This window comes from Stieleria varia (genome assembly GCF_038443385.1).
Taxonomy (GTDB): domain Bacteria; phylum Planctomycetota; class Planctomycetia; order Pirellulales; family Pirellulaceae; genus Stieleria; species Stieleria varia.
Window position 1 is genome coordinate 2,078,080 of record NZ_CP151726.1, and the last position, 11,640, is coordinate 2,089,719.

Below are 11,640 nucleotides of genomic sequence, written 5' to 3' on the forward strand. Positions count from 1 at the left end.
CGAGCACTGCGACCGTTGCGGCCCCATACCGGCTTGGTTTGAGACAACTTGTCGCTCGCGAACCGCGCATACGCCCACCCATGTCGGAGTGTCGGCGGATCCAACCTGCCGGGCGGCCGGGACGGTCAAGAGCGGATGAATGCATGAAATCTGCGAGTCGGAGAAACCGACACGCTATCGACAAGGCCAAATCTGCTGCGGTCGAACGACGAGCTGAAACCGCAGGTCCTCTTGGGCTCCTACATTTTACGCAAATACCGCAATCCGATACAGCAAACTCGGCCCACAAGCGTCACTTTTACGCCATCCGTCCATTCAGCCCGAGCCAAGGCTGCATGATCACCAGAACCGACAAGACGATTTTCATCGTAATAAATGGCTCGATCCGCCGAAATCGACGTGATGACCTTGCCAAACCAGGCTCAAAAGTTCTATGCCCCCAACTTGGTTGCCGCCCGATTTCTTTTCGATGGCGGTAATCATAAGCCCTTACGACGTTCCCTGGAGCATCCGTGCGAATCTTTCTGATCACATGCCTTTGCGTTACTCTCCTGCTGGAAACCCAGTCGGGCACCGGGCGTCTCGGCCCCCAGACGGCATTCGCTGGTGACGCACTGGCGGAATCCACGGGCGGTTTCAACGTATCGGATCTGAACTTCATCCATGGCGACGAAAACGTGTCGAACATCAATTTGCCCCTCAAGACCTCTGGTGGCGGCCAATTTTGGACTGATCATCTGTGGAAATCGGGATATCACGTCCAACAAAATGCAATCACCGGGCATTGGCGTCTGCTGGATCGCAACAACGTTCGGCGTTCTTGGGGCAGCAAGTTCCAGTGTGTGGAGGCGTTGAATGAAATCGCCGAGGATGAATCCAGCAAACATTTTGTCGTTTTGCTACACGGCCTGATGCGAACGAGCGGTTCGATGAAACCTCTCCAGGACAAATTCACGCAGTTGGGATACGAGGTCGTTCCGTTCTCCTATGCCAGCACGCGGGCACCCATTGGGGAACATGCAGCGGCGCTCCGCGAAGTCTTGGAGCACTTGCCGGCCGATGCCCAGTTCAGTTTCAGCGGACACAGCATGGGCAACATTGTGGTCAGGCATCTGGTAGGTGACTTAGAACGCGACGGCGATCCCAAAGGGATTTTGCCGCGGTGTCGTTCGATGGTCATGCTGGGGCCGCCCAACCAAGGCGCCGCGATCGCTCGCAAGTTCGCCAAGACCGGATTGTTCGGGATCGTTACCGGAAAAGGTGGCATGGAACTGGGGCCGAACTGGTCGGATTTGATGGACAAGCTCAGCACGCCGAGCTTTCCGTTTGCCATCGTCGCCGGTGACTTGTCTGACTACAAAGTCAAGAATCCGATGGTTGCAGGCCAGAGTGACTTTGTTGTCAGCCTGGACGAAGCGAAATTGGACGGTGTCGAAGAATTTGAAACACTGCCCGTGCTGCACAGCTTTCTCATGAACGATCAGCGAGCCGTTGATTTCACGGTCGAGTACATTCGGTCAAAACATCCGATCGGTCAGTGACCGGACCGTCAACCGCAGTTCGCTAGCCGGGATCATTCACGCGACGCACTACAGTCCTCGCAATACGTTTGCACGAAACAGGCTGCGCATATCAGCCGCCACGCGATAGCGTCCGGTTCTCACACCTACACTCGGGAACCGGACGCTATCGCATGCCGGCTGATGAATCATCCGTGCTAGGGCATGGGTTGATGCTGAGGCTCCGCATTGGCAAAAACGTGACTACGCTCTCACCAGCGCGCGAAACGCTTCGTTGAGCTGTTTGGTAATTGGGCCCGGCTTTCCATCTCCGATGTCACGACCGTCCAAGCGGACCGCTGGGATCACTTCGGCGGCACTACCCGTCAGAAAACATTCGTCTGCGGTGTAGATATCATGACGGGTCATCGGCAACTCTGTCGTGTCGATACCGGCTTCCTCGGCAAGTTCGATCACCGCATTGCGTGTGATGCCTTCCAAGATTCCCGCATCGATCGGTGGCGTATTGAGAGCACCGTTTTTGACGACAAAGATATTATCGCCGGTGCATTCAGCGACTTCACCTTTGTGGTTGAGCATCAACGCTTCGATGCATCCTGCTCGCAAGCCTTCCATTTTGGCCAAGATGTTGTTGAGATAGTTCAGCGACTTCACTCGTGGACTCAGGGCACCGGGGTGATTGCGGATGCTCGATGCGGTGACCAGATCCAAACCGTCGGTGTAAAACGACTCGGGGTAGAGCGTGATGCTGTCGGCGATGATGATGATTTGAGGATTACTGCACTTGAACGGGTCCAACCCCAGTGGTCCGCTGCCACGTGTCACGACCAAGCGGATGTAGCCATCGACCAATTCGTTCTTGGCCACGGTGGCATTCACGTCTTCGGTCAACTGCTCCATCGAGATCGGCATCTTCAACCCGATCGCGAGGGCGGATTCCCAGAGGCGGATCAGGTGTTCCTCTAACCGAAAGACTTTACCGCTGTACGCCCGCATGCCTTCGAAAACACCGTCGCCGTACAACAGACCGTGATCAAAAACACTGACCTTGGCGTCTTCGCGTGAGAAGTACTCGCCGTTGATGTAGATCGAAATCTGCTTGCTCATCGCAACCGTCGTGAGTGTGTGGGCCGAAGGGAATTTTTGGGGAAGGGAGTATTGGGCGATTTTACAATCGGGTCACCGGTTCTACGGACACGTGGAACACGACAAGACCTGATTGTACTGCGATCAGCCGACTTCGGAGTCCGTGACCGCTTTGACGACCGACGCGTCAAAATAGTTGACTGACATTCCCGCGTCTACGACGATCGATTGGGCGGTGATGCCGCTGCTGCGGGGACTGAGCAAAAAAACTGCGGTCGCGGCAACTTCGTCCGTCTGCACCGCGCGTCCGCGGGGAATCACTCGCTCGGCGTAAAGGTACGAGTCCACATAGCCGGGAATCCCGGCCGAAGCGCTCGTTTTCAGCAGGCCAGACGCGACGGAATTGAATCGCACTTCACTGAACCGGCTGAACGATTTCGTCAAGAATGCCAAGGACGACTCCAGGGCGGCTTTGATCGGCGCCATGAATCCGTAGCTTTCACTGGCCATCCTGGTGGTGCTGATTCCGATCGTCACCACGGAGGCGTCTTTGGTGAATCGATCTTTCAAAGCGTTGCACACACTGGTCAGTGAAAAAGCGGAGATGTCGACGGCTTGCAAGAACTGAGCCCGCGTCGTTTCGTGAAACGGCCGGATGCCTTCTGGATAGTCGGCAAAAGCGATGGAGTGGACCAGTCCGGCGATCGAGACACCCTCATCGCCCAACTGGTTCGCCAAGGCATCGATCTCATCTTGCTTTTCTACATCGCACACGATGACCTTGCGGTTTGCCAACAGTTTGGCGACGCTTTCCAGACGCGTTTGGCTACGAACGGTGTAGATCACTTCGCCTCCGGACTGTTCGATCATTTGCGAGATCCGGTAGGCAACGCTTTTCTTGTTGGCTACGCCCATGACCAAGAACGTCTTGTCCGCCAATTGCAGAAAGTCAAACGTCGGTTGCTGTGTTGTGTCCTCGGTCATGTCGAGCCTCCTTCGCCGTCAGAGCCTGCCACGCTGGTCACACTGCAGGCGAAATCCAGTCGCATCGCTACCTTTCCATCCAACAACATCTTGCCGGTCAAGAAAAATGCGTTGCTGACCTTTTCATTCAGCGTGACGTGGATCTCGACCGTGTCACCGGGCTTGACCATTCGTTTGAACTTCACGCCGTCCATTCGTGTTGCCACCGGGACGGTGCCCGGGGTGGCGTCGAGGCTCTGCTGTAACAGCACGGCACCGGCCTGCAAGCAGCATTCGCACTGAATCACGCCCGGTACGATCGGGGTGTCGGGAAAGTGCCCCTGGACAAAAAACTCGTCGGGCGAGAACGTTTTGCGACAAACGATCTGCGACTCGTCTCGGGAGACGATTTCGTCCAGCAAACGCATCGGGGGGCGATGCGGGATCGCCTGTTCAATTTCTTGTACGCTCATCCGCACAGTCTGACGATCGATCACCCGCAGCGCCAAGCGGTGTGCAGAGTCCTCCGAAGGGAATTACAACGACGCCCCCGCCCAAAACGACCGCGATTTGCTACGCTGAATGAATCCCCAGTCGAGGCGATGCCGCCTTTGAGATTGCGTTCTTCCATTGACATTTTGGCCACGTTCCCCATGACCACCTATTTTGCAACCGGTTCGGAATCGACGTCCCTGACGAGCGAGGACCTCAAGGCGGCGTTGCAACTGACCTTCGACGCGATCGGCAAACCCAAACGTGTCCTGCTGCTGCCTCCCGACCACACGCGGATCTTTAGCCGCGCCGGCGAGCTGACGGCCATGTGTCATCAGATGCTGGGCGACGCCGTCGCCGACATCATGCCCGCCTTGGGGACTCATTCGCCGATGAAGCCCGAGCAGCTCAAGCACATGTTTCCCGGTGTGCCGCTGGATCTGTTCCGACCGCACCGCTGGCGTGACGACGTGGTGACACTGGACGAAGTCCCCGCGTCGTTTGTTTCCGAGGTCACCGGTGGACTTTACAACTCGCCCTGGAAAGCCCAAGTCAACCAGTTGCTCCGCGACGGTGGCCACGACTTGATCTTTTCCATCGGTCAAGTCGTCCCGCACGAAGTCATCGGGATGGCCAACTACAACAAGAATGTTTTTGTCGGCACCGGTGGCGCAGAAGGCATCAACGAGAGCCACTACCTCAGCGCGATCTATGGCATCGAACAAACCCTCGGTCGCGCCGACACACCGCTGCGACAGATCCTGAATTACGCGCAAGATCATTTCTGCAAAGACATGCCGTTGCTGTACGCGTTGACCGTCATCCAACAAATGCCCGACGGTACACTGCACACACGCGGTCTGTACATCGGAGACGATCACGAGACGTTCTTTCAAGCCGCCGAGTTGGCTCGCAAAGTCAACATCACTCACTTGGATCGCGCCCCCAAGCACGTGGTCGCCTATCTGGATCCGACCGAGTTCAAGAGTACTTGGTTGGGTAACAAAGCGATCTATCGCACCCGATTGGCCATCGCCACCGGCGGACGTTTGACCGTGCTGGGGCCGGCAGTCGAAGAGTTCGGTGAAGACCCAGAGATCGATCGCCTCATCCGCAAGTATGGTTATCAGACCAAAGAAGAAATCGTGCAAATGGTTGCCGACAATGAAGACCTCGCAGCCAATCCGTCCGCCGCTGCGCACCTCGTACACGGCTCGCACGAAAACCGATTCGAAGTCGTCTACGCCGCTGGAAAACTGACCGCCGAAGAAATCGCGTCGGTCAACTACACGCCCGGCGACATCAACGAACTGATGCAACGCTATGATGTGTCCAAACTCAACGACGGTTGGCACACGGACATCGACGGAACCGAGTTCTACTTCATCCGCAATCCCGCTCTTGGGCTTTGGGAAGCCTCTGATCGCGGATAGCCTCGCATCACCCGTGAGTGGCGTAGTGGATTTCGCCAGAAATCCTGGGCGAATGGAATTCTGGCGAATCCCACCACCCATGGTGTGCTCCACGATGTTGACGCGCGGCGTCATGCGGTGAAGGTTTCCGTCAGGAAGCATGCCCTGACGCCTTTTGGGTTAAACTGACCGCATTCCATTGCGAATCCGTTCTCACCCAAGACACATCATGCTTCGCACCGTTCTCTCATTCAGTTGTTTGTTGTTGCTCGCCCAATGCGGCCATTCATTCGCCCAATCCGCCTCCGACAGCAACGCTCCGCCCAATATCGTCTTCATGCTCAGCGATGACATGGGGTGGGCCGAACCGGGATTCAACGGTGGCGACCCGGCGTTGACGCCGAACATGGATGCGTTGGCCCGTCAAGGCGTTCGCATGACGCAGTTCTACACGCACTCGGTGTGTGCCCCGACGCGAGCCGCATTCATGACCGGACGATATGCGTTCCGCACGTGGTCGGATTGGCGGAGCGAAGACTTCGGCAAACCGAGTTACTTGGCAAAACTAAACCTGACGCTTGCCAAGAACCAACGCGGCGAAGAAACACGCCGCATCCACGCCTTGGACACCAACGAACGAACGGTCGCGGAGATCCTCCGTGATGCGGGTTACTTCACCGCCATCACCGGTAAATGGCACTGCGGAGAATGGTTGCCCGAGCATCTGCCGATGGGGCAAGGATTCCAGCATCAGTACGGGCATTATGCTTGGGGCATCGACTACAACAACTACACGATCCCGCACAATGCGCCCGCACGATTTGCGGTGTACGACTGGCATCGCAATCAACAGCCGATCCAGGAACAAGGCTACACGACGGACTTGATCGCCAACGAAGTCGTCCGGTTGATTTCACAGCAGAGCGAGACGCGGCCGTTTTTCATGTACGTCCCATTCAACGCAGTCCACGGGCCGATCGAAGTGGTCCCGCGGTACACGGACCAGTATCCCCCACGACAAGCTGCGTTGAAGTGTCTTGATGATGCGATCGGTCGCATAGTTGGTGCGGTGGATCAACATGGTTTTGCCGACAACACGCTGGTGATCTTTGCCAACGACAACGGTGGACTGACCGAGGAACTCAATCGTCCCTACCGCGGAACCAAAAACACCACCTTCGAAGGCGGCGTGCGAGTTCCCTGTGTGATGCGTTGGCCGGGAAAAATCACACCGGGATCGACCAACGATGCGATGATGCACATCGTCGACTTGCTCCCCACGTTTGCGAACATTGCCAGTGCCAAAGTCGATGGCCCGTTTCCGATCGACGGACTTGATCAGACCGCGACGATTCTCGAATCGGCCGACAGCCCGCGATCAGAAATCATTTACGAAGTCGCCGGCAGCGTTCGATTGCCCACCCTGCGTAGCGGCGATTTTAAACTGATGGGTGACATGCTGTTCAACATCGCCGACGATCCGCAGGAAAAGACAGACATAGCCGCCAAACACCCCGACATTGTCAAACGGCTGACTGAGCGATTGAACGCGTTGGCCAAGGAACGACCTCCGTTGGGCGAAAAGACTTTGTTGATGGACCCGCCCCTGCCGTATGTGTATGGACAAGCGGAAAACGCAAACGCGCCTCAATGGCTGATCGATTCGGTCGAGGCGGTCCGCAAAACACAACCACAGTCATGGGCAGCGGGAGAAACGCCATGGCCGCAAGCACCCCAGGGAGCCACCATGACCTACACCGGTGACGGACGCTGAGGCCGATTACTTGATTGCGGCTGATGAATCACCCGGGCTAGCATCGGTCACGTTGGGTTGCGTCTCTGTCTCTCCGACGGTGAACGATTGAGAGAGCAGGCTGGCCAAAGAAAACCGCAAGTCGTCTTTCTTCTTTGCGATTGACTTGTTCAGTTTACCGGGCAGTTTTTCGTTCAGTTCGGGCAGAAATACATCCCTGGCTAGCTTTTCGACCATCTCGCCCCATTGCTCGGCGACGTCGCCTCCGACTTTGCTGATTCGGTCCACGCGGATGTCGCTCAGTTCCAGCGTCGCCGCGGTCACTTGCGGATCGATCACGAGTGCGGGGGGCAACTCGGAGTAGTCACCATAGAACGAGATCGTCGAAGTGGTCTTCAGGCGAACATTCATTTTGCCGACGACGTTGATGCTGAAGAACTGGACGCCGAGGTTCCAGCGCTCAATGCGAGCTTCGAACTCGATCGGTGTTTCCAACTCCGCGTCAATCTCCCAACTCGCGCCGTAGGAATTGATGGCGGTGGCGGAATCTGGTCCGACGGTATCATGTAGCGGACGAACGTCACGGATGACGGCGCTGATCACCGACGACGATCCGGCCGGCGATGGAGGCAGTTCGAGATGGTACTTGATCCACCGACCGTGATTGACTTCGCGAAAACGTCGGTGGGTCTTGAGCTCAAGGCCTTCTCGCTTGATCGAGACACCCGCCCAGACTTTCTTTTGGTCGCCCCAGTGTTTGTCGCCATCATAGGTCGGCGGCATCTTGCTGATCGCTAAATCAACCAGCCACTGAACCGACTGGCGTGCTTGTGCAGTACTGAGCGTAAGCGAGTTTGTGGGGGCAGGAGCCACGGCAGGCAGAGAAGGCTCCGCCGCCGCGACAAGATTTGCCATCGCCAGTGCCAACAGAACCAAAGGCACCAGGACACCGACCCGTACGTCAGCCTTTCCAGGCTGACCGAGATCCCGTACGTCAGCCTTTCCAGGCTGACTTGCTAAATGTACGTCAGCCTTTCCAGGCTGACTTTCGCGCCGTATGTCAGGCTGGAAAGCCTGACGTACGAATAAGCAACGACTTAGCGATACACCACAGCGAAATAGACGCCATCGCGACCATACGCCATCGCGGCGCCGGCTACCGTCATGTTGGGATCGCTCGTGTAGCACGCGTACACTCCACCGGGGGTAAATGAGCTGGACCAGCCCACGCCCTCGTAGCGACCCGGCGCAAACGATCCCGGCGGATGCGTTTTCGTTCCGGTGGATGCCATCATTTGGGCGCGTTGCTGCGCAACTGCTTGCAGCTGCCCGTCGTATCGCAGGCTCGGCAATCCTTGTCGAGATCGTTGTGCGTTGAGCGTGGCCAAAACACTCTGGGTTCCACCACCACTTGGTGCGGAAACCTGCGTCGAGGAAGGGTAGGCGTTTTGGACATACTGAGTCTGTGCCACGACGGGGCCTGGCTGCATCGTTGCAGACGGGGCCGGCCGTGAGTGGACTTTCCCGCATTTGGCACACACGTACGACGTGGTGGCAACGGGATAAGCGTTTTGAGCTTGTGAGTTTTCGGCCACGGTGGTTGCGAAAACCAAGGCTGCCGCAGCAAACAAAGCAAATGAACGCACGATAGGTTCTCCGAAGAGTTTGGAAGGAACCGATCCGCCTTGGGGAAATCAGGAGGACCGACTCGGCTGAATCCCAGTTGCCCAGCCGAACTTGCTTGAGGCGAAAGGATTGCGATCGGCGAACAGGCGCAAAGGGGGTAAGTGGCGGGAAATTTAACGGATGCGTTGGTGTGCCGGTTTGGCACGCCAGTAGTCCAACGCCGGGGCTGACTTACGGCAACGACTTGGCGAAAAGTTTTTTTGGCAGGCCAGGAAATCTAGGTAGCCTGGGTCGCCACTCGCCGCTTTTTCCCTCAAAGAATCCAGCCGCCGCCGAGCACATGGCTGCCGGAGTAGACCACGGCAGCTTGGCCGGGCGCGATCGCGTCAATGTCTTGGTCAAAGACCACGTCAAAGCGATCGGGAGAGTCGGGGTCAAGACGCAGCGTAGCCGGTTCGGGTCCGCTGTTGTAGCGAATCTGAACGGAAACCTGTTGCGGCACATCGTGCGGATCGACCAACCAGTTGGCTTGGTCGGCGCTGAGTCGATTGCCCCCCAGTTCGTGCTTCAATCCCAGGACGACGCGGCGGGTGTCGGGTTCGATGCGAACGACGAAATGGGGCGTACCCAACGCGATTCCCAGTCCTTTTCGTTGACCGATCGTGAAGGCTTCGAATCCGTGGTGTTTGCCGACCACGGTGCCATCGGTGGTGACGAAGTCTCCGGCGGTTGCGCCGACCATCTCGGGTCGCCGCGCTTTGACAAAATCGCTGTGGTGTCCTTGAGTGACAAAGCAGATTTCTTGGCTGTCTTTTTTTCCAGCGACGCCGAGGTGGAGACTTTCCGCGATACGTCGGATCTCGGGTTTTTCGAACACACCGACCGGCAGCATCATCCGATCCAATCGGTCTCGTCGAATCCCGAACAGGGCGTAGGATTGGTCCTTGTTGCCGTCCAGGCCTCGGTGCAGTTGCCCATCGATCATTCTGGCGTAGTGTCCTGTCGCTACAAAATCGGCTTCGACGCCGTCGGCATAATCAAACAGCCGACCGAACTTGATCCAGTGATTGCATTTGACGCAGGGGTTGGGTGTGCGACCATGGAGGTAATCGTCGACGAAGTAATCGACGATTCGTCGGAAATCCTGTTGGAGGTCCAGAGCGTAGAAAGGAATGCCCATTTTGGCCGCGACCCGTTTAGCATCGGCGGCGTCAGAAGCGGTGCAGCACCCTTGTTTGTGGTCGGCCCGGCCTTGACTGAGCCCGCCCAGGACGGGTAGCGACGCGGTATCGGAGACTTTGCAGGCCTGCGAGGATTCTTCGCCGTGGCGCATGAAAACGCCGATCACGTCGTGTCCGGCTTCCAGCAGCAGATGGGCTGCGACACTGGAATCGACACCACCACTCATCGCGAGAACAACGCGTGCCATGTATAGTTTCTCTTGATCCTTTTCGTTTGAATGAGTCGTGACGAGCGAACGCCCGGGCCTCATGTCCTGTCCAGGTGATTCACGGCCTGGCATTCAAACCGACACATCTCAAGACTCATTACAACCGTTTTAGGTGCAGACCGCAAACACGCCTGACGCACTTTTCCTCGATTATTGCCACCGACCCACGTTCCTTGGAGTTGACAAAACCAACATGGAAGCCGAATTGATCCACCGCAGCGAAGAGATCCGCCAGCGTCTGAAACAGCTAGGAGACTCTCTTTGACTACGCTGGCAAACGCGAAGCGATCAAGAATATTGAGTTGCAAATGGGGGAACCCGGTTTTTGGGACGACAACGATTCGGCTCAAAAAACGGTCGGTCGTCTGAAATCGCTCAAAGTCGTTGTGGGGCCGATGAAGGAATTGACCAGTTCCGTCGAGGACTTGGATGCCCTGATCGAGATGGCCGAGGAAGACAAATCGGTCGCTGCGGATGTTGCCGCCGAAGTCGACCGGTTGGAAAACATGCTGGACGACTTGGAGCTCAAGGCCTTGCTCGACGGTCCCAATGACAGCGCCGGAGCGATCATCACGATCAATGCCCGCGACGGTGGTACCGACGCCAACGACTGGGCCGATATTCTCCTGCGCATGTACTCCGCTTGGGCGGTCGACCAAGAATACAAGATCGAATTGCTCGACCGTCAGGAAAACGAGGAAGCAGGCATCAACCATGCATCGATCGCGGTTCGTGGACCGATGGCCTACGGATACCTCAAAGGCGAGGAGGGTATGCATCGACTGGTTCGCATCAGCCCGTTCAACAGCGAAGGCAAGCGTCAGACAAGCTTTGCCGCAGTGAGCGTTTCGCCTGAAATCGATGACTCGATCGAAATCGAGATCGATGAAAAGGACGTTCGCGAAGACCGTTATCGGGCGGGCGGGGCAGGCGGCCAGCACGTCAATAAAACCGATAGTGCCATTCGCTTGACTCACATCCCTTCCAACACGGTCGTTCAGTGCCAGAACGAACGCAGCCAGCACCAAAACCGCGCCACCGCGTGGAAAATGCTACGCTCCAAAATGGCTCGACTGGAAGAGGAGAAACGGGAAGCAGAGGATGCCAAGAGGTACAAGACCCAGGCAAAGACGGGCTTCGGCAGCCAAATCAGAAACTACTTCCTCCACCCCGACCAACGGGTCAAGGACGCTCGGACAGGACACTACGTCGGCAGCTTCAATAGCGTCATCAACGGTAGTGAACTGCAAGGTTTCCTTGACGCGTTCTTGCGTTTCCGAGCAAGCGGATCGATGGCCCCGCCGTCGGACGACTAAAGTTCATCCTGTAATGGGATTC

10 protein-coding genes are annotated in these 11,640 nt (G+C 56.9%); 4 read left to right on the top strand and 6 right to left on the bottom strand.

What is annotated here, in order from left to right:
- Window positions 1-512 precede the first annotated feature (512 nt).
- Complete coding sequence (locus Pla52nx_RS07150; RefSeq protein ID WP_146522368.1) at window positions 513-1,541, top strand: esterase/lipase family protein; 1,029 nt, start codon at window positions 513-515, stop codon at window positions 1,539-1,541.
- A 222-nt stretch (window positions 1,542-1,763) separates the two neighbouring features.
- Here the strand turns inward: Pla52nx_RS07150 and ilvE are convergent, their stop codons facing one another.
- The 3 genes from ilvE to Pla52nx_RS07165 all read right to left on the bottom strand — a co-directional run bounded on the left by ilvE (window position 1,764) and on the right by Pla52nx_RS07165 (window position 4,042).
- Window positions 1,764-2,627, bottom strand: a complete 864-nt coding sequence (gene ilvE / locus Pla52nx_RS07155; protein WP_146522369.1) for a branched-chain-amino-acid transaminase — start codon at window positions 2,625-2,627, stop codon at window positions 1,764-1,766.
- Between the two features lie 123 nt (window positions 2,628-2,750).
- Window positions 2,751-3,590, bottom strand: a complete 840-nt coding sequence (locus Pla52nx_RS07160; protein WP_146522370.1) for an SDR family oxidoreductase — start codon at window positions 3,588-3,590, stop codon at window positions 2,751-2,753.
- Window positions 3,587-4,042 carry a 3-hydroxyacyl-ACP dehydratase FabZ family protein gene (locus Pla52nx_RS07165; RefSeq protein WP_146522371.1) on the bottom strand — a complete coding sequence of 152 codons (456 nt, stop codon included), beginning with the start codon at window positions 4,040-4,042 and terminating at the stop codon, window positions 3,587-3,589. Before Pla52nx_RS07165 ends, Pla52nx_RS07160 begins: the two co-directional genes overlap by 4 nt.
- 180 nt (window positions 4,043-4,222) lie before the next feature.
- Here Pla52nx_RS07165 and Pla52nx_RS07170 point away from each other — a divergent pair, with 180 nt between their 5' ends.
- Both Pla52nx_RS07170 and Pla52nx_RS07175 read left to right on the top strand, forming a co-directional pair.
- Entirely contained in the window at window positions 4,223-5,494 is a 1,272-nt protein-coding gene (locus tag Pla52nx_RS07170) for a lactate racemase domain-containing protein (protein WP_146522372.1), read from the top strand.
- Window positions 5,495-5,702: 208 nt separating this feature from the next.
- Complete coding sequence (locus Pla52nx_RS07175; protein WP_146522373.1) at window positions 5,703-7,247, top strand: arylsulfatase B; 1,545 nt, start codon at window positions 5,703-5,705, stop codon at window positions 7,245-7,247.
- A 6-nt stretch (window positions 7,248-7,253) separates the two neighbouring features.
- On the opposite strand, the gene Pla52nx_RS07180 is transcribed toward Pla52nx_RS07175, so the two are convergent.
- From Pla52nx_RS07180 to mnmA, 3 genes are all read right to left on the bottom strand, one after another.
- Complete coding sequence (locus Pla52nx_RS07180) at window positions 7,254-8,141, bottom strand: hypothetical protein (RefSeq protein ID WP_197454939.1); 888 nt, start codon at window positions 8,139-8,141, stop codon at window positions 7,254-7,256.
- Window positions 8,142-8,323: 182 nt separating this feature from the next.
- Window positions 8,324-8,872: a CAP domain-containing protein gene (locus Pla52nx_RS07185; protein WP_231742379.1), complete on the bottom strand. Its 549-nt coding sequence runs from the start codon at window positions 8,870-8,872 to the stop codon at window positions 8,324-8,326.
- A gap of 293 nt (window positions 8,873-9,165) precedes the next feature.
- Window positions 9,166-10,281, bottom strand: a complete 1,116-nt coding sequence (gene mnmA, locus Pla52nx_RS07190; RefSeq protein WP_146522375.1) for a tRNA 2-thiouridine(34) synthase MnmA — start codon at window positions 10,279-10,281, stop codon at window positions 9,166-9,168.
- A 214-nt stretch (window positions 10,282-10,495) separates the two neighbouring features.
- Between mnmA and prfB the strand changes: the two genes are divergently transcribed.
- Window positions 10,496-11,618 (top strand): peptide chain release factor 2 gene (prfB, locus tag Pla52nx_RS07195; protein WP_342190358.1). Its coding sequence is split into 2 segments (ribosomal slippage): window positions 10,496-10,564 and window positions 10,566-11,618, totalling 1,122 coding nucleotides; the frame shifts between segments, so codons are not numbered across the junction.
- Window positions 11,619-11,640: the final 22 nt, after the last annotated feature.

Bases quoted from the DNA above. Each gene is read 5' to 3' on its own strand.
- ilvE (WP_146522369.1), bottom strand. From the start codon at position 2,627: ATGAGCAAGCAGATTTCGATCTACATCAACGGCGAGTACTTCTCACGC.
- Pla52nx_RS07160 (WP_146522370.1), bottom strand. From the start codon at position 3,590: ATGACCGAGGACACAACACAGCAACCGACGTTTGACTTTCTGCAATTG.
- Pla52nx_RS07165 (WP_146522371.1), bottom strand. From the start codon at position 4,042: ATGAGCGTACAAGAAATTGAACAGGCGATCCCGCATCGCCCCCCGATG.
- Pla52nx_RS07170 (WP_146522372.1), top strand. From the start codon at position 4,223: ATGACCACCTATTTTGCAACCGGTTCGGAATCGACGTCCCTGACGAGC.
- Pla52nx_RS07175 (WP_146522373.1), top strand. From the start codon at position 5,703: ATGCTTCGCACCGTTCTCTCATTCAGTTGTTTGTTGTTGCTCGCCCAA.
- Pla52nx_RS07180 (WP_197454939.1), bottom strand. From the start codon at position 8,141: ATGGCAAATCTTGTCGCGGCGGCGGAGCCTTCTCTGCCTGCCGTGGCT.
- mnmA (WP_146522375.1), bottom strand. From the start codon at position 10,281: ATGGCACGCGTTGTTCTCGCGATGAGTGGTGGTGTCGATTCCAGTGTC.